Annotated in this window: 15 protein-coding genes; all 15 read left to right on the top strand. The window is 60.9% G+C overall.

Translation table 11 applies throughout. The annotated features are described in order from the left end of the window. Positions 1-2 precede the first annotated feature (2 nt). The 15 genes from recO to rny all read left to right on the top strand — a co-directional run bounded on the left by recO (position 3) and on the right by rny (position 18025). Entirely contained in the window at positions 3-779 is a 777-nt protein-coding gene (gene recO, locus Q0I65_RS01050; protein ID WP_296058859.1) for a DNA repair protein RecO, read from the top strand. Between the two features lie 15 nt (positions 780-794). Beyond that, positions 795-1043 (top strand): TIGR03905 family TSCPD domain-containing protein, encoded by a 249-nt coding sequence (locus tag Q0I65_RS01045; protein ID WP_296058857.1) that lies wholly within the window; start codon positions 795-797, stop codon positions 1041-1043. A gap of 177 nt (positions 1044-1220) precedes the next feature. After that, complete coding sequence (gene rpsO / locus Q0I65_RS01040; RefSeq protein ID WP_158048528.1) at positions 1221-1508, top strand: 30S ribosomal protein S15; 288 nt, start codon at positions 1221-1223, stop codon at positions 1506-1508. A gap of 164 nt (positions 1509-1672) precedes the next feature. After that, positions 1673-3892 (top strand): polyribonucleotide nucleotidyltransferase, encoded by a 2220-nt coding sequence (locus Q0I65_RS01035; RefSeq protein ID WP_296058855.1) that lies wholly within the window; start codon positions 1673-1675, stop codon positions 3890-3892. Positions 3893-3931: 39 nt separating this feature from the next. After that, complete coding sequence (gene dapB, locus Q0I65_RS01030) at positions 3932-4708, top strand: 4-hydroxy-tetrahydrodipicolinate reductase (protein WP_296058853.1); 777 nt, start codon at positions 3932-3934, stop codon at positions 4706-4708. Positions 4709-4806: 98 nt separating this feature from the next. After that, on the top strand, positions 4807-5703 hold the full coding sequence (gene dapA, locus Q0I65_RS01025; RefSeq protein WP_296058851.1) for a 4-hydroxy-tetrahydrodipicolinate synthase: 897 nt from the start codon (positions 4807-4809) through the stop codon (positions 5701-5703). A 69-nt stretch (positions 5704-5772) separates the two neighbouring features. Further along, positions 5773-7632: a ribonuclease J gene (locus Q0I65_RS01020; RefSeq protein ID WP_296058849.1), complete on the top strand. Its 1860-nt coding sequence runs from the start codon at positions 5773-5775 to the stop codon at positions 7630-7632. An 84-nt stretch (positions 7633-7716) separates the two neighbouring features. Continuing rightward, positions 7717-10323 carry a DNA translocase FtsK 4TM domain-containing protein gene (locus Q0I65_RS01015; protein ID WP_296058847.1) on the top strand — a complete coding sequence of 869 codons (2607 nt, stop codon included), beginning with the start codon at positions 7717-7719 and terminating at the stop codon, positions 10321-10323. A gap of 3 nt (positions 10324-10326) precedes the next feature. Next, positions 10327-11469, top strand: a complete 1143-nt coding sequence (locus Q0I65_RS01010; protein ID WP_296058844.1) for a helix-turn-helix domain-containing protein — start codon at positions 10327-10329, stop codon at positions 11467-11469. 14 nt (positions 11470-11483) lie between these two features. Continuing rightward, positions 11484-11981 carry a YajQ family cyclic di-GMP-binding protein gene (locus Q0I65_RS01005; protein WP_296058843.1) on the top strand — a complete coding sequence of 166 codons (498 nt, stop codon included), beginning with the start codon at positions 11484-11486 and terminating at the stop codon, positions 11979-11981. A 12-nt stretch (positions 11982-11993) separates the two neighbouring features. Beyond that, on the top strand, positions 11994-13307 hold the full coding sequence (gene rimO, locus Q0I65_RS01000) for a 30S ribosomal protein S12 methylthiotransferase RimO (protein ID WP_296058841.1): 1314 nt from the start codon (positions 11994-11996) through the stop codon (positions 13305-13307). Then, a complete protein-coding gene (gene pgsA, locus Q0I65_RS00995; protein WP_296058839.1) occupies positions 13307-14473 on the top strand; it encodes a CDP-diacylglycerol--glycerol-3-phosphate 3-phosphatidyltransferase in 1167 nt (388 codons plus the stop codon). Before rimO ends, pgsA begins: the two co-directional genes overlap by 1 nt. A 173-nt stretch (positions 14474-14646) precedes the next feature. After that, positions 14647-15702: a recombinase RecA gene (recA, locus tag Q0I65_RS00990; protein WP_158048538.1), complete on the top strand. Its 1056-nt coding sequence runs from the start codon at positions 14647-14649 to the stop codon at positions 15700-15702. A gap of 6 nt (positions 15703-15708) precedes the next feature. Next, entirely contained in the window at positions 15709-16275 is a 567-nt protein-coding gene (locus tag Q0I65_RS00985) for a RecX family transcriptional regulator (protein WP_296058837.1), read from the top strand. Positions 16276-16492: 217 nt separating this feature from the next. Further along, on the top strand, positions 16493-18025 hold the full coding sequence (gene rny, locus Q0I65_RS00980; protein ID WP_296058835.1) for a ribonuclease Y: 1533 nt from the start codon (positions 16493-16495) through the stop codon (positions 18023-18025). Positions 18026-18027 lie beyond the last annotated feature (2 nt).

Genomic DNA, 18027 nt, shown 5'->3' with positions numbered 1-18027 from the left:
TTGTGGCACGTCCCACCTATACCGCGCGCGTCATCGTCGTGCGCAAGACGAAGCTGGGGGAGAGCGACCTTATCCTCACCCTTCTTGCCGAGGACGGTTCGCAGCTTCGTACTGTCGCCAAGGGGGCGCGCAAGCCGAAAAGCAGCTTCGCCTCGCGGCTCGAACTCTTCTCGGTGGCAGACGTCCTGTGCGCAAAGGGCCGCTCGCTCGACGTGGTGTCCGAGGCGCGCCTTGTCGAAGGCAACGCCGCCCTGCGCGGCGACATCGAGCGCATCTCCGCCGCCGCCCCGATAGCCGAGCTCGTCGAGCGCACCACGCAAGCAGGCCTCGAATGCCCGAACCTCTTTGCGATGACGCAGACCGCGCTTCGAGCGATGTGCAACACCGACGCCTCAGGTTCGCCTTCAATCGCTGCCGGCCATCTTCTGAAGGCGTTCGCCATGACCGGTGTGCGACCCGTGCTCTCCGAGTGCGCCGCTTGCGGAAATCCCGTGACGCCCCTGCCGGACGGCTCGCTCGCCTTCTCCCCGCGCGAAGGCGGTGTGATATGCTCGCACTGTCGAGCGCACACTGAAGCCGGCTACATCGACGCCCAAGCCGCCGAGTGGTCGAACTTCCTTCTGCGCTCGACGTTTTCCGACATCGCAGGCGCGCGCATGGGGGTACGCGAGGCGTTCTCGGTGCTCGATCTGTGCCAGAGATGGTGCGTCGAGCATGTCGGCTGCAGGCTTCGCTCGCTCTCGTTTATGTTCACGAGCGGGCTTTACGAATCGAAATGACGGAAAGAGGAAGAAATGTACACCTATCGCACCAAAGGGGTTTGCTCCCGCGCCATCAACGTCGAGGTCGAGGGCGACACAATCAAACACGTCGACTTCATCGGCGGATGCAACGGCAACCTGAAGGCCATCTCCAAGCTCGTCGAGGGCAAAGACATTGCCGATGTCTGCTCGATCCTCGACGGAAACACCTGCGGCAACCGCTCTACGTCGTGCGCAGACCAGCTCTGCCACGCCCTTCGCGAGGCGAAAGCGGCCGAATAACGGCAAGATTGTGCAGAACAGGTGGGAATGCCCCTTATCTCGCTTGCCGCACCGAAGACGTCCCATTACAATAAGCAGGCTGTCATAACGGCAGCTGGTTCGCCCCTAGTTCGCATGCGCCACCCGCTTGCCTACCCGGGACGATCGAGAGCTTAGATACTTGAAAGGTGGAAAACAATGGCAACGAAGCTCAGCATCTCCAAGGAGAAGACCGCCGAACTCATCAAGGAATTCGGCAAGTCCGACAACGACTCCGGTTCCGCCGAGGTCCAGGTCGCAATCCTCTCCGAGCGCATTCGCAATCTTACCGAGCATCTGAAGTCCCACAAGAAGGACAATCACACCCGTCGTGGCCTGATGAAGCTCATCGGTAAGCGTCGCGGCCTCCTGAAGCACATCAAGGAGCGCGACATCGAAGAGTACCGCGCACTCATCAAGAAGCTCGGTATTCGCGACAACATCTAAGCTTGGAACGTGGGCCCGCAAGTTGCGGGCCCCGTGCTATATGCAAGGCGGTCGCGCATCGCATCCGGCGGGCGCGCTCGTGGAGGCGGGGGAATGTGAGTACCCCGCAGCCAAAGAAGCTCAGGCGCAATAGGGCGCATGAGGCTAAGAGAAAGAAAGAATACATGGAAAAGATCGTCGAATCCTTCGAGCTGTACGGCAAGCAGTACCGCTTCGAGACTGGCGAGCTGGCCAAGCAGGCAACCGGTGCCGTGCTGGTCACCCAAGGCGACACCACGATCCTCGTGACCGCCGTCGTCTCCAAGCAGGAGAAAGACTACGACTTCTTCCCCCTCACGGTCGACTACATCGAGAAGATGTACTCCGTCGGCCGCATCCCCGGCGGCTACCTGAAGCGCGAGGCGCGTCCTTCCGAGAAAGGCACCTTAAATGCTCGCATGATCGACCGTCCGATCCGCCCCGGTTTCCCTGACGGCTACAAAAACGAGGTCCACATCGTCGCAACGACGCTCGTCTGCGACGGCGAGAACCAGCCTGACGTCATCTGCGTCGGCGGCGCATCGGCTGCGCTCCTTGTCGGAGGTGCACCCTTCGACGGCCCTGCCGCCTGCGTCAAGATCGGCCGCAACGCTGAGACGGGCGAGTTCATCGTCAACCCCACCTACGAGGAGGACGCCAATTCCGACCTCGACCTCACCATCGCCGGCACCAAGGACTACATCTCCATGGTCGAAGCGGGCGCTAAGGAAATCTCGGAAGAGGACATGCTCGCTGCCATGACCTTCGGCCAGGAAGCGATCGCCGCGTTCTGCGACAAGCAGGCCGAGTTCATCGCCAAGGTCAATCCCACCCCGATGGAGTACAAGCTCCATACCCCCGCTCCTGAAATCGCCGAGCGCGCCGAGCCGTACTTCGATCGCATGTCCGCAGCACTCAAAGATGCCGACAAGCTCTCGCGCATGGGCAAGGTCGAGGATCTGAAGGCCGAGATCACCACCAACGAGTTCTCCGACGAAGAGCGCGCAAGCTGGGGCTCTGATATCGCCGCCGCGCTGAAGAAGCTCGAGAAGAAGGCCATGCGCAAGATGGTCATCGAGACCGGCGAGCGCGCCGACGGTCGCCGCCCGGACGAAATCCGCCCGCTGCACATCGTGCCCGGTTACCTGCCCCGCGTCCACGGCTCCGGCCTCTTCCAGCGCGGCCAGACCCAGGCGCTCTCCATCTGCACGCTCGGCATGCTCAACGAGTGGCAGCGCCTCGACACCATCGAGCCGGTCGAGGGCAAGCGCTACATGCACCAGTACAACTTCCCGCCCTACTGCACCGGCGAAGTCGGCCGCATGGGCTCCCCGAAGCGCCGCGAGATCGGCCACGGTGCCCTCGCTGAGCGCGCGCTTCTGCCCGTAATCCCCTCCGAGGACGAGTTCCCCTACGCAATCCGCGTGGTCTCCGAGATCATGGAATCCAACGGCTCTTCCTCGATGGCTTCCACCTGCGGCTCCACTCTCGCGCTCATGGATGCGGGCGTGCCCATCAAGGCTCCCGTCTCCGGCATCGCCATGGGCCTTATCAAGGAAGGCGACGACGTCGTCATCCTTTCCGATATCCAGGGCCTCGAGGACTTCCTCGGCGACATGGACTTCAAGGTCTGCGGCACGTCGAAGGGCATCACCGCACTTCAGATGGACAACAAGGCCAAGGGCCTGTCTGTCGACATCCTCGCCCGCGCGCTCAAGCAGGCACACGAAGGCCGCGCATTCATCCTGAGCGCTATGCTCGAAAAGCTGCCCGAGCCCCGCGCTGAGCTTCGCGACACCGCGCCGCGCATCGAGACCATCCACATTCCCGTCGACAAGATCCGCGACGTCATCGGCTCCGGCGGCAAGGTCGTCCGCGGCATCCAGGAGGAGACGGGCGCCAACATCGACATCCAGGAAGACGGCACCATCCACATCGCTGCAGTCGAGGGCAAGGCCGGCGAGGCTGCCAAGGCCATGATCTTGGGCATCGTAAAGGAGCCCGAGGTCGGCGAGATCTACGAGGGCGAAGTCGTCGGCATCAAGGACTTCGGCGCCTTTGTGAAGCTCACGCCGGGCAAGGACGGCCTACTCCACATCTCCCGCGTCGCCAACGGCCGCGTGGGCAAGGTCGAAGACGTCCTCTCCCTGGGCGACATTGTGAAGGTACAGGTTCTCGAAGTCGACCCGAAGACGGGCAAGATCTCGCTCGATCGCCTCGACAAGCCCGATGCTCCGGAAGGCTCCGCCGACAACGGCCGCGAGCATTCTCACCGCAACAACGACCGTGGTGAGCGCGACATGCGCCCCGGTCGCAGCCAGCGTTCGAGCAACGGCCGCACGCCGCGCCGTCGCCACGAGGCTTAAAAACTAGCACTATCCGATTGCGAAAGAAACGGGGACACCATGGTTAAAGTAGCTGTTTCTGGATGCTTCGGCCGCATGGGTTCGGCGGTCATCGACGCCGTGAACGCCGCAGACGACATGGAAGTCGCCTGCGGCATCGACCCCTTCCCCAAAGAGGGGGCAACGTTCACGGTCTACTCCTCGATGGAGGAGGCTGTGGCTGCCGGCGGGTTCGACGTCGTCGTCGACTTCACGCAGCCGAGCGTCATCGAGGGAAACCTTCGCTGTGCGCTGCCTGCGGGCATCGATTGCGTCGTCGGCACGACGGGACTCTCCGATGAGAAGCTCAACGAACTCGCCGCGCTCGCTCCTTCCGGGACCTGCTTGTTCTACGCCCCGAACTTCACGACGGGCGCGGTGCTCATGATGGAGTTCGCCAAGGCGGCAGCCCCTTACTTCCCCGAGGCGGAAGTCATCGAGATGCACCACTGCAACAAGAAGGACGCGCCTTCGGGCACCGCCATGCGCACGGCGCAGATCATCTCGGTTGCGCGAGGCGGCCGCACGAGCGAGGCACCCGGAGCAGAGACGGAGCTTCCAGGAGCTGAAGGTGCGCGCGGCGCGCTCGTCTCGGGTGTTCCGGTGCACTCCGTTCGTTCAATGGGTTACGTTGCGAGCCAGGAGGTTATCTTCGGATCAATGGGGCAGACGCTCACCATCCGTCACGACTCCTGGGACCGAGCGTCCTATATGCCCGGCGTTTTGCTAGGTATCAGGAGCGTCGGTGCTCGTGAGGGCCTGATTGTAGGTTTGGAGAACTTCATGCATGAGGCGTAATCCGCCCTGCGCACTTTGGCATAATAGATAAATCGAGCATATGTTCGCCTCCTTGCCTTTATGGCGGGGAGGCGCACGCATGAATTAAGGAGACGCCCATGTCGAACGTTGAACCCCGCTTCGGTCGCCTGATCACCGCTATGGTCACGCCTTTCAACGATGAGCGCGAACTCGACCTCGACCGCGCGCAGGCACTTGCCACGCGCCTTATCGAAGGCGGTAACGACTCGCTTATCATCAATGGAACCACCGGCGAGAGCCCCACAGTCTTCTACCCTCAGAAGATCGAGCTTTTCCGCGCCGTCGTCGAGGCGATCGGCGGCAAGGCCTCCGTCATCGCCAACGTGGGGGACAACTGCACAGCCGACACCGTCGACTTCGCCAAGGACGTCGCGAAACTCGGTGTCGACGGCTTCATGTGCGTCGTCCCGTACTACAACAAGCCTCCGCAAGAGGGAATGTACCAGCACTTCAAGACCATTGCGGATGCGGTGGAGCTGCCCATCATCCTCTACAACATCCCGGGCCGCTGCGTCGTCAACATGGAAGCTGAAACCACGCTGCGTCTCGCTAACGACTGCGAGAACGTCATCGCTGTGAAGGAAGCATCCGGCAAAATGGACCAGATCGCAACCATCGCCGCCGCTGCGCCCGAGGGCTTCAGCGTGTATTCCGGTGACGACTCCGCAACCTATGACGTCATGCGCCTCGGCGGTGCGGGTGTCATCTCGACCACCGGCAACGTCGCGCCGGAGCGCATGAAAGAGCTCGTCACGAAGTGCGCCGAAGGCAAGTGGGACGAGGCATGGGCTGCCCACGAAGCGCTTCTGCCGCTTATGGACGGCCTGTTCGAAACCTCGAACCCTATTCTTGTGAAGGAAGCCCTCAAGCTTGTCGGCTTCCCCGTCGGCGGCGTGCGCCTGCCGCTTATCGACGCCACCGCCGAGCAATCGGCACGCCTCGCATCGATCATGCGCGAGGTCGGCGTCCTTTAATCGATCAGCGCGAACGCCCGCAGGTGAATTGCGCCTGCGGGCGTTCGCGTACCGTGATAAAGGAAATATATGGAAAAGGAAAAATATACCGAATCAGCTTCTCGGCAGCCCGACAACGGTGTCGCAGAGAGGGGAAAGAAAACCAAGACATACAAGCATGTGAAGCTCGAGCATAAACGCCCCCAGCTTACCAAGGGCGGGGAAGCGGGCGACGGCACTCAAAAGAAGCGCAAGCCCACTCAAAAGAAGCGTTCGTCGAGCGCGGGCAAGGACCCCAAGGCCAAGCTGAAGATCATCCCTCTTGGCGGCCTTGACGCCATTGGCAAGAACATGACCGTGTTCGAATGCGGAAATGACATGATCGTCGATGACGCGGGCCTTATGTTCCCCGACGACAATCATCCCGGCGTCGACCTTATCCTGCCGGACTACACCTATGTGCTTGAGCATGCCGACAAGCTGCGCGGTATCGTCATCACGCACGGCCACGAGGACCACACGGGCACGATTCCGTACCTCCTGAAAGACCTCGATCGCCCGGTTCCCATCTATGCGACCAAGCTCACGCTCGGCCTCATCGAGGGAAAGCTCGCCGAGCACCGTATCAAGAACGCCAAGCTCGTTGAAATCAAGCCCGGCCAGCAGGTGAAGATGGGCTGCTTCACGACGGAGTTTTTCGCCGTAAACCATTCGATCCCCGGTGCCGTGGGCGTGTTTCTGCAGAGCCCGGCGGGCAACGTGCTGCACACCGGCGACTTCAAGCTCGACCAGACCCCGATCGACGGCGTCCACTTCGACTTCGGTGCGCTTGCGCGCTACCACGAAATCGGAGTCGACCTCATGATGAGCGACTCCACGAACGCGACGAAGTCCACGTTCACGCCGAGCGAGGCCGAGGTTGGCAAGACCCTGAACCGCATCATCAGCCAGGCGAAGCAGCGCGTCATCATCGCCTCGTTCGCGAGCCATATCCACCGCATGCAGCAGATCTGCGACGCCGCGCGAGCGAACGGCCGCAAGGTCGTCGTCACGGGCCGCTCGATGGTGCAGAACACCGATATCGCCCGCAAGCTGGGATATCTCAACATTCCCGACGAGGACCTCATCGATGCTTACGAGCTGAAGGGCATCCCGCCCGAGAAGGTCGTCATCATGTGCACGGGCAGCCAGGGCGAGCCGCTCTCGGCCCTCGCGCGCATCGCGAACGGCGAGCACAAGACGATCGACATCGAGGAAGGCGACACCGTCATCATCTCGGCGACGCCTGTCCCCGGCAACGAAAAGGCCGTCACGCGCGTCATCAACTCGCTCGCGAAGATCGGCGCTGACGTGTATGATAAAAGCCGTGCGCGCGTCCACGTTTCGGGACACGCAGGTGCTGAAGAGCTCAAGATCGTCCTCTCGATCGTGCAGCCGAAGTCCTTTATGCCTGTCCATGGAGAGTCGACGCACCTTCGCGCCCACGCTCGCCTTGCGGAAGCAACCGGCGTACCTAAGGACAACATCTTTTTGTGCGAGAACGGCGAATCGCTCGAGCTCACTCCCCGCGGCGTCCATCGTGGCGAGGTTGTCCAGAGCGGCATCGTCTACGTCGACGGCCTATCGGTCGGCGACACCTCGCAAGACGTCCTCGACGAGCGCTGCGCACTCGGCGAGCAGGGCTTTGCCTGCATTGCAGCTGCCGTCTCGCTTTCGCGCCACGAGGTGCAGGGCGAGGTCCAGGTGGAGATGCGCGGCATCACCGGCGGAGACGACGCCTACCTCGCGCGCGACGCAGAAGCTGCCGTGAAGAGCGCGCTTCGCAAGGCGCTTGGCAAGAACGCCACGCTCAAGGAGGCCAAGAAGGCCGCACGCGACGCGCTTTTGTCCCTGCTGTGGGAGCGCACCAAGCAGCGCCCGATGGTTATCGCCAACCTGCTTGAGATTTAAACGACCCAACATGCCCCTGCGCCCCAGCGACGCGGGGGCCTGCTTCGCAAACACGCAGCATCAACGAACCAGTTAGGAGCAATAGTGGCTCGGAAGCCATCTTCGTCGTCGAGGAACACCGCCGCGAACCGTCGCTCGCAAAGCGCGGGGTCTGGGAAGCCAGGCACCCGCAAGGGACGCAATCCCCGCGCTCAGAAGGCGGCTGACGCAGAGCGCGATTCCCGCAAGCTCATCGACGAGTACGCGAAACGCGATATCGTGGGCATCGCCTTCACGGTCGCGGCCGTCGTGCTCTTCATCGCAGCCGTCATACGCTCCGACGCGATCGTGACCTCCTTCATTTCGAGCGCGCTTCATCTCACGCTCGGAATCGGTGCCTATATCCTGCCGCTGTTCCTGCTCGCTATCGGAATCACCTTCCTCATCCGTTTCGAAGCAGAACGCGTGCCGACCCGCGTCGCAGTGGGTCTTGCACTCGTTTTCGTCGCGCTGCTCGCGGTGTTCGCGCTCGCGACGCCATTGCCTGAGGGGGGCGACCCTGCGGGCATCCTGTTCAACGACCATGAGCTAACCGTTCGGGGCGGCTATATCGGAGCGGGCATCGCCTGGCTCGGCATCACATTATTCGGGCAGGTCATCTCGATGGTTATCGTTGTCGGCGTCGCTGCTGCCGGCGTGTGCATCATCGGCTTCTCCATCTCCAAGCTTATTGAGAAAATCAGGGAAAGCGGCGCCAAGCGCCGAGCGGAGGAGGGTGCGAACGCGTCGTTGCCCTTCGCGAGGATTCGCCGCAACTCAAAGGGAATCGATACAGCAGATGAGGAAGCTCCCGAGGTCGACGGCAGTGCCGAGACGCGGGTCATCGCCGCGCATCCCCTGGCAACCCCCGAATCCATCGCACAGGGAACGTCCTCCTCCGCGAAAACCCGAGCCCTCGGCCGCGCAGAGCGCAAGGCGGCTCGCCTCGCCGAGCTCGAGGAGCAGCAGTCAAGCACTTCCGATGGGGGAGAGGCTCAACCTGCCTCGATGCCGACCCGCAGGATCGAGCCCATCGAGGGCACGTCATCGTCGCTCACGCGAAAGCTCGGCAAAAAGGCTGACACCGACGCAGCGGCACCGCAAGAAGAGGCGCCCAAGCCCAAGAGGACGGCGCGCGCGAAACTGCCCGCAAGTGCCCCGACGCCGCTCGAAGGGTTCACGCTGCCCTCGATGGACCTGCTTTCCTACTCCAACGACCCCGAGAAGGACCGTGCGTCCGAAATCGAGCTCCAAGACACGGCTGCCCACCTGCAGGAAACGCTCGCCGACTTCCATATCATGGCCGACGTCGTCGGATGGGTCGCAGGCCCCACGGTCACGCTCTTCAAAGTAGACCTTCCTGCAGGAGTGCGCGTGAGCCGCGTCACGGCGCTCTCCGACGACATTGCGCTCGCGCTCGCCGCCCCAGGCGTTCGCATCTTCGCGCCTATTCCCGGGACGAACTACGTTGGCATCGAGGTGCCTAACCGTACTCGCCAGACCGTCTTCCTAGGCGATGTTCTCAAGGACGCCGATGGCGGCCCGTTGCTTATGGCCATCGGCAAAGACGTCGAGGGCACGTCGATCATCACCGACCTCGCGAAGATGCCCCACCTGCTCATTGGCGGCACGACCGGCTCCGGCAAATCGGTGTCCATCAACGCCATGATCATGTCGATCCTCATGCGCGCGACGCCCGCCGAAGTCCGCTTCATCATGATCGACCCGAAGCGCGTCGAATTCACGCCCTATAACGGGATTCCCCATCTCTACGTCCCGGTCGTGACCGAGGCGAAGGAGGCGGCGAGCGCGCTCGCCTGGGGCGTTGCCGAGATGGAACGCCGCCTGAAGGTCTTCTCGAAGGTCGGCGCCAGAAACATCGGCCAATACAACGCGAAGGTGCATGCGGCTCTTGAGAGCGCGGAGGCGACCGAGGAGCCCGTTCCCGAGGAGCTTGCCACGCAGCTTCCCTATATCGTGATCATCATTGACGAGCTTGCCGACCTCATGATGAACGTCGGCAAGGAAGTCGAGTTCTCCATCAGCCGCATCGCGCAGCTTGCCCGTGCCGCGGGCATTCATCTCATCGTGGCGACGCAGCGCCCTTCCACCAACGTGGTGACCGGTCTCATAAAGGCGAACATCACGAACCGCATCGCGTTCAACGTGGCATCCGGCATCGATTCGCGCGTTGTCTTGGACACTCCCGGCGCTGAGAACCTTATCGGTTTGGGTGACATGCTTTTCAGCAAGCCCGAGTACGCGAAACCGCAGCGTATCCAGGGGTGCTACGTCTCCGAGGACGAGATCAACGCTGTGGTCGACGCGCTGAAGGAACAGGGGCAGCCCGAGTACCACTCCGAGATTTTGAAGACCAACATCGTGACGAACCTCTCGCAGTCGCCCGACGGTTCAGGCGGCACGGTGGAGGAGGACGACCCGCTTATCTGGGAAGCGGCCGACATCGTCGTGTCATCGGGTCTCGGATCGACCTCGAACATTCAAAGGCGCTTGAAGGTGGGGTATTCGCGAGCAGGTCGTATAATGGACATGCTTGAGGAACATGGAGTTGTCGGTCCGCCCAACGGCAGCAAGCCGCGCGAGGTTCTCGTCGATGCCATGGAGCTCGAGACACTGAAAGCATTCGAAGCGAACGACGCCGCAAAGGAGTAGAAGGTGGCTAGCAATACGACATTCGGCGCTGTGCTCAGGGAAGCGCGCGAACGCCGGGGGATGGACGTCCAATCCATCGCACGGCAGATGCGCGTTCGCGCCGACATCATTCGCGCAATCGAGAACAACGATTTCACGCGCATGCCGCCTCGCGGATACGCGAAGAACATGGTCGCCACCTACGCGCGCATCGTCGGCGTCAATCAGACGACCATCACGCGGATGTACCTCGAGGCCGCAAACGCCTACGAGACGGGGAAGATGAAAAACGACTCGTCGCGCGTTCCGAACATGAGGTCACAGCGCTCATCGCGCGGCTCGAGCTCGCGACAGTCCGACAACTCCTCGCGCAGGTCATCGGGGCGCCTCATGTTCGACGACAGGCACGACACACGAGGAACAGCTCGCGGAAACGACCATGTGCACACCTCGCGCAGGCCGCTCTCACCGGGAAGCCCTCAGTACACCAACCTCTACGCGGCACCGCAGAACGTGACGCAACAGCGCCCGAAACTTCCATTGCTCATCGGCATCGGCGTCATCGCCGTGATCGTCATCATCATCTGCGTGTTCGTGTTCGGCGGCAAAGAGTCCAAGCCCGCTCAGGAAACACCGACCGTGCCCATCACGGGCTTGTCTGATACGTCGAACAAGCAGGCGCAAGGCGACTCCGAGAGCACCTCGACCTCAGACCCCCAGACCCAGCAGTCCTCCGTCGCGCCGACGAAGGCCACTTTCACCTATAAGGTCGCGTCGGGTTCGAGCGCCTACATCGAGATCTACGAGGGCGATTCGAGCTCGGCATCCGTCGCCGAGACGGTAACGGGGCCGGCCGAGAAGTCCTTCGACGTCACGACTAAGCTGCGCTTCATCTCCGACGCTTCGAGCGCAGTTGAGGTCACCGTCGACGGGGAGAAGGTCGACTTGACCGAGAACAGCAACGGCATGTACGACTACACCGTCGACTTCTCGCAGATTCTTGCGAAATGGCAGCAGGACCACGGCCAGTCGTCCTCGTCGTCGAGCGCAACCTCAAGCGATTCTACGAAGTCGACTTCGACGTCGTCATCCAGCACGAAAAGCACCACCTCTTCTTCGTCGAGCAACGCAACTTCGACGAAGAGCACGACCCGTACATCCGAATAACCAAGGAGGCCCACATGGCAAAGGAATCGAGCTTCGATATCGTATCGACCGTTGACATCCAGGAAGTCGACAATGCTTTCCAGCAGGCTAAACGCGAGATTTCGCAGCGCTACGATCTGAAGGACTCGGGCGCTGAAATCACACTCGACAAGCAGAACAAGACCCTTGGGATCCACGCACCGGCTGACTTCGTCGCCCGCCAGGTGAAAGACGTGATCGGCAGCAAGCTCGTGAAGCGCGGGATCGAGCTTACCGCTGTGAAGTGGGGTGAGCCGCAAGCCGCAACCGGGCAGAGCGTGCGTCTTTCCGCCACGATCGTCGACGGCATTGACAAGGAGACGGCGAGCAAGATCAGCAAGGACATCCGCAACCTCAAGCTGAAGTGCAAGGCGACCATCGAAGGCGACAAGCTCCGCGTCTCCTCGGCTTCCCGTGACACGCTTCAGGAGGTTATCGCCTTCCTGAAAGGCCAAGACTACGGCCAACCGCTTCAGTACACGAACTATCGCTAGGAATCCTTGTTCATGACAGTGGAAGTTACCCAAGGCGGCGGGCGCTCCGTCGCCTTCATCACGCTCGGCTGCGCCAAAAACGAAGTCGACTCCGAGAAGATGCGCGCAAAGGCGAAAGTCGCGGGCTACCGAATCGAGCAAGACCCCGAGAAAGCCGATGCGATCGTCATCAACACCTGCTCGTTCATTCAGAGTGCTACAGAGGAAAGCCTCGAGGCGATCTTCGAGGCAGCGGGCATGGAAAACGTCGCATCGGGAGACGCCAAGCTTATCGTTGCAGGGTGCATGCCGGCACGCTACGGCGACGAGCTTGCGGCAGAGCTGACCGAGGCCTGCGCGTTCGTCCCCTGTAGCAAGGAAGACGACCTTGGGGAAATCCTTAATGCCCTGTTCGGAGGCTCGCCCGAGCGCACCGCGTCGGACGACGACTCCAATGACGAGCCCGCAAGCGTCTCAGCGTACGTGAAGATTTCCGACGGCTGCAACCGCTTTTGCTCATATTGCGCGATTCCCTATATTCGCGGGCGCTACCACTCCTTCACACTGGAAGACATCGACCGCGAAGTGGCTGCTCACGTTGCAAAGGGCGCACGGGAAATCGTGCTCATCGCGCAGGACACCGGCCGCTGGGGACAGGACTTCGAGGAACCGTCATCACTTGCAGCGCTCATGGACGAGCTTGCGCAACGTTACCCATCGACGTGGTTCCGCGTCATGTACGTCCAGCCCGAGGGAATTACCGACGAACTGCTCAAGACCATAGCTGATAGCGACAACATCTGTTCCTACCTCGATATTCCGCTCCAGCATATCGACAAGTCGCTTCTGCGCGCCATGAACCGCGCAGGCTCGCGCGAGAAATATCTGGCACTCGCCGAGCGCATTCGCGCAGCAATTCCCGACGTCACCTTGCGCACAACGCTGATCGCTGGCTTCCCCGGCGAGACCGAAAAGCAGTTCGAGGAGCTGTGCGATTTCGTCTCCGAAGGGCTTTTCGACTACATAGGCGTCTTTGCGTACTCCCGCGAGGAGGGCACGGCCGCATACGAGCTGCCTGGCCAGATCGACGAGGATATCAAGGCCGAGCGCGCGCAGACCTTGCGCGACCTTGCAGACGCATCGTGCACACCGCGCATCGCGCAACGCGTCGGGCGGGAAATGGACGTGCTCGTGGAGGGCATCGAAGAAGACGGTCAGCTGTTCGGCCGTGCGATGTGCCAGGCACCCGACGTTGACGGCGAGACCTACCTCACCGAGGGGAACGTGGGCGACATCGTTCGTGTCCGAATTGCCGACACGCTGCTCTACGAAATGGAGGCCGAGTAATGTCGACCGAGTTGAAGCCGGGGGAGACCGACAAGCTTTGGACGATATCCAACATCATCACGCTCGTGCGCATCTGCCTCGTCCCGGTGTTCGTCGTCGCGCTTATCACCCCCTGGCCGACCTGGTTCAGTATTGCAGGCGTTTCATCGACCACGAAAAGCCTTATCGCGGCCCTTATCTTCATTCTGATATCATGTACGGATTGGCTTGATGGCTACCTCGCGCGCAGCCGTGGCGAGGTGACGAACTTCGGCAAGTTCATGGACCCGCTTGCGGACAAGATTCTCGTCTGCGCAGCGCTACTCGCGCTGGTTGAGCTCCGGGTCCTGCCTTCTTGGCCGGTGCTCATAATCTTGGCACGCGAGTTCATCGTGTCTGGCATCCGCATGGTCGCCGCAGACAAGGGCGTTGTCATCGCGGCAAGCTGGTATGGCAAGGCGAAGACCGTTACACAGATCATTGCAATCGTACTGTTCATCGTGAAGGACTCCATCCTCCCCGTGACAAGCCCGAACCCCTTCGACAACCCGCTCTACGTGCTCTCGTGGCTCGCCATGATCGTAGCGCTCGCACTCACCATCATCTCGATGATGGATTATTTCGCAAAGGCGCGCCATCTTCTCGGACTCACCACGAGCAAGGAACGAGCTCTCCTGCGAGAGGAGAACGCGAAGAACGAAACGAACGAGGACATCGCACGTCGCATCATAGAAAGCGCGAGCGAGAAGAGTGCGACCATCGGGTGCGCCGAGAGCCTGACAGGAGGCCTCATCGCGGGCACTCTCACGGCGATTCCCGGTAGCTCGCAGGTCGTGCACGGCGCGATTGTGAGTTATGTGAACGACATCAAGCATCGCGAGCTCGGCGTTGACGCGGAGGTTCTCAAGACCGAAGGGGCCGTCTGCGAAACGGTCGCCCAGCAGATGGCAGAGGGCGCACGCAAGAACCTCGATGTCGACATAGCCGTTGCTGTGACGGGGATCGCAGGTCCCGGTGGGGAAGAGCCAGGCAAGCCGGTCGGCACCGTATGGGCCGCGGTTTCCACGCAAAACGCCTGCGAAGCGATGTGCTTCCATTTCGAAGGGAATCGCGAAGAGGTTCGCAATGCGACAGTTCGGGAAGTTTTGCGCATGATCGAGGGTGCGCTTTCGACGAGTTTCGCTTAATTTCCTGCAGATAAGCTGCCAGAAATCGGGAAGGTTTTCGTAAAAGCTCTGCCAGAATGCGACGTTACGATTCTGCTGAGGCAAGTTCCACTGCGAGTCTTGACTCACAAACGTTTGTTCGTATAATGAGGAGCTATGACATGGACGAAATCGCCGTAATCGGAGGAGAAGGAATGAACGACGAAAAAGCCAAGATGCTTAAGATCACAACCGATCAGATCGAGCAGAAATTCGGTCGGGGATCGATCATGAAGCTTGGCGAAGGAGGCGAGCACCTCAACATCGGCGTCATTCCAACTGGGGCACTGCCGCTCGACGCAGCCCTCGGAATCGGAGGCGTGCCTCGTGGCCGCATCATCGAGATTTACGGCCCTGAATCATCGGGCAAAACAACCCTTGCCCTCCAGATTCTCGCCGAAGCCCAAGCGATGGGCGGTGTGGTCGCCTTCATCGACGCCGAGCATGCGCTCGACCCTGTGTATGCCGCCCGCCTCGGTGTCGACATCGACGAGGTGCTCATCTCGCAGCCCGACACGGGCGAGCAAGCGCTCGAAATCTGCGATATGCTCGTACGCTCCGGTGCGATCGACGCCGTCGTAGTCGACTCGGTCGCGGCGCTGGTCCCCCGAGCCGAAATCGAAGGCGAGATGGGTGACACCACCGTCGGACTTCAGGCGCGACTCATGTCTCAGGCGCTGCGCAAACTCGCAGGCTCCCTTTCGAAATCGAACACAACCTGCATCTTCATCAACCAGCTCCGCGAGAAGATCGGCGTGATGTTCGGCAACCCCGAAACCACCACAGGCGGCCGCGCCCTGAAGTTCTTCTCCAGCGTGCGTATTGATATTCGCCGCATCGACAGCATTAAGAAGGACGGCGAGGTCGTGGGTAACCGCGTTCGCGCGAAGGTCGTCAAAAACAAGGTGGCGCCTCCGTTCCGCCAGGCCGAGTTTGACCTTATGTACGGCGAAGGAATCTCCCGTGAGGGCTGCATCGTCGATATGGCCGTCGAATGCGGCGTCGCAAAGAAGAGCGGCGCGTGGTATACCTACGGCGAAGAGCGCTTGGGACAGGGCCGCGAGGCTGCCAAGGCTACGTTGCGCCAAAACCCCGAGATGAGGGAAGAGCTCGAGAACAAGGTTCGCGAAGCGTTCGAAATCCCCATCCCGACGCGCACCGCAGAAGAGGCCGATGCAGTCACCCCCGTCGCCAAGCCGAAGAAGAAATAGCGGTTCATGGCAACGCTCGTCGACATAGAGCAGCTAAAGCGCAATATCAGGGAAATCGAGTCCTCCTCCGTTTATGAAGAGACCGGCTTGGCGGAGGAGGAGTCAAAGGCCTTCAAGAAAATACTGAAACTCGCAAGCATTCGAGAGCAAGCGAGCAAGAAGCTCCACGAGCGGCTCATCAAGGACGGCTTCAGCGAGCAGGCTGTCTCGAACGCCCTTGGGCGCGCAATCGAGGCGCACATCGTCGACGACGCGCGCTATGCCGAAGCTTTCATGCGCACCCAGCTGGCGCAGGGCAAAGGTCGCCGCGGCGTCGAGCGCGCTCTCGAGCAGCTCGATGTCGACTCGCCTTCCGAAGAAGCTTGGCAGCTCGCCTACGAGCAATTTGGAAACGATGAGCTTAAACGAGCGATTGCCCTTTTGGACCGAAAGCCACCGCGATCGAAAAATCTTCGAGAAGGCGCCTATCGCAAGCTCATCCAAAAAGGGTACAGCGGCGACGTCGCCGCTTCCGCCGCGAGACGCTGGAGCGAGTCTCTTGCTGCACCTGAATGCGAATATTTCGCCGACTAAGCGAGCAATTTCGCATTTTTTGACCTTGAGGGTTATATGACCAGCAAACATCCTCTATTATGTATGGAGGCATAAGTGATTTGCGTCCCATGAGGGACTTCATATATATCTATAACCCAATATGACGCTCCTTTTGATACGCGTTTCGCTTTGGCCCGGCATTGTCCGGGTTTTTTATGTCATGACTACTGGAAACCAAAAAGGGAAGGGGGAGCATATGCCCGGAATTGCATGGCTGATCATCGGCGCAATCGTCGGCATAGCTCTCGGCTTCGTCATCACCCGCTACGTAATCAACGCCTCGACGAAGAAAGCTGCTCAAGAGGCCGACGACATGATTGCTGACGCAAAACGACAAGCCGAGACGATGCGCAAAGAGGCGGTCCTCGAAGCAAAGGATCAGGCTCTCAAACTCAAGCAGGAAGCCGAAGCGGAGAACAAGGAGCGCATGAAAGAGGTGCGCGCCGCTGAGAACCGCGTCTCCCAGCGTGAAGAATCGCTCGATCGTCGCGTTGAGTCGCTCGACGCAAGGGAGCATCAAATTTCCTCGTTGCAGGGCCAGATCGAACGCCGCGAGCGCGATGTCGCTCAAGTCGAGCAAGAAGCATCGCAGCGCCTTGAGCGCATCGCGGGCATGACGCCCGAGGAAGCGAAGAACGAACTGCTCACCTCGCTGAAGGATGAGGTTGCTCACGAATCTGCCGCGATCATCCGCGATGCGGAAGCGCAGGCGAAAGCCGAGGCAGACAAGAAGTCCCGCATGATCTTGAGCCTCGCCATCCAGCGCGTGGCTGCCGACCATTCGGCTGAGAACACGGTGTCGACGATCCATATCCCGTCCGACGACCTCAAAGGCCGCATCATCGGACGAGAAGGCCGCAATATCCGTTCGTTCGAGCAGCTCACCGGCACGAACCTCATCATCGACGACACTCCCGAGTGCGTCACCATCTCATGCTTCGACCCCGTTCGCCGCGAAATCGGTCGCGTCACGATGGAGAACCTCATCGCTGACGGCCGCATCCACCCGGCGCGCATTGAGGAGATGTTCGGCAAAGCCGAGCAGTACGTTAACCAGCGCGTTCGCGAAGCGGGCGAGCAAGCGGCTTTCGACACGGGAATTCACGACCTGCATCCCGAGCTCGTAAGAACCTTAGGCCGCCTTCGCTACCGCACCTCGTACGGTCAAAACGTGCTCAACCACTCGCTTGAGGTTGCGTACCTCTCCGGCGTCATGGCCTCCGAACTTGGCCTCGACCCGATTCCCGCCAAGCGAGCCGGCTTACTGCACGACCTTGGCAAGGCGGTTGACCACGAAGTCGAGGGCAGCCATGCCGTCATCGGCGCAGACCTTGCACGCCGCTTCGGAGAGCGTCCCGAAATCGTCCATGCGATCGAGGCACACCACAATGACGTCGAGCCGAACAGCGTCCTCGACGTGCTCGTGCAGGCCGCCGACGCCGTTTCCGCTGCGCGCCCTGGTGCACGTAAAGAAACCCTCGACGCATACGTCAAGCGTCTTGAGAAGCTCGAGGAAATCGCCAACTCCTACAAGGGCGTCGAGCGCACCTACGCTATCCAGGCCGGCCGCGAAGTTCGCGTCATGGTCGAGCCCGAAGTTGTCGACGAGGCTCAGACCGTCGTCTTAGCTCACGATATCGCTCACCGCATTGAGAGCGAGATGCAGTACCCGGGGCAGGTCAAGGTTGTGGTCATCCGCGAAAGCCGAGCCATCGGGATCGCAAAATAATA

It is taken from the genome of uncultured Ellagibacter sp. (assembly GCF_934643285.1).
Lineage (GTDB): Bacteria > Actinomycetota > Coriobacteriia > Coriobacteriales > Eggerthellaceae > Ellagibacter.
This window is presented reverse-complemented; position numbering and strand designations above follow the sequence as displayed.

Excerpts from the sequence above, each read along its gene's own strand:
- rny (WP_296058835.1), top strand. The coding sequence starts at position 16,493 with ATGCCCGGAATTGCATGGCTGATCATCGGCGCAATCGTCGGCATAGCT.
- dapA (WP_296058851.1), top strand. The coding sequence starts at position 4,807 with ATGTCGAACGTTGAACCCCGCTTCGGTCGCCTGATCACCGCTATGGTC.
- pgsA (WP_296058839.1), top strand. The coding sequence starts at position 13,307 with ATGTCGACCGAGTTGAAGCCGGGGGAGACCGACAAGCTTTGGACGATA.
- rimO (WP_296058841.1), top strand. The coding sequence starts at position 11,994 with ATGACAGTGGAAGTTACCCAAGGCGGCGGGCGCTCCGTCGCCTTCATC.
- Q0I65_RS00985 (WP_296058837.1), top strand. The coding sequence starts at position 15,709 with ATGGCAACGCTCGTCGACATAGAGCAGCTAAAGCGCAATATCAGGGAA.
- rpsO (WP_158048528.1), top strand. The coding sequence starts at position 1,221 with ATGGCAACGAAGCTCAGCATCTCCAAGGAGAAGACCGCCGAACTCATC.
- Q0I65_RS01035 (WP_296058855.1), top strand. The coding sequence starts at position 1,673 with ATGGAAAAGATCGTCGAATCCTTCGAGCTGTACGGCAAGCAGTACCGC.
- recA (WP_158048538.1), top strand. The coding sequence starts at position 14,647 with ATGAACGACGAAAAAGCCAAGATGCTTAAGATCACAACCGATCAGATC.
- Q0I65_RS01005 (WP_296058843.1), top strand. The coding sequence starts at position 11,484 with ATGGCAAAGGAATCGAGCTTCGATATCGTATCGACCGTTGACATCCAG.
- Q0I65_RS01045 (WP_296058857.1), top strand. The coding sequence starts at position 795 with ATGTACACCTATCGCACCAAAGGGGTTTGCTCCCGCGCCATCAACGTC.
- dapB (WP_296058853.1), top strand. The coding sequence starts at position 3,932 with ATGGTTAAAGTAGCTGTTTCTGGATGCTTCGGCCGCATGGGTTCGGCG.
- Q0I65_RS01020 (WP_296058849.1), top strand. The coding sequence starts at position 5,773 with ATGGAAAAGGAAAAATATACCGAATCAGCTTCTCGGCAGCCCGACAAC.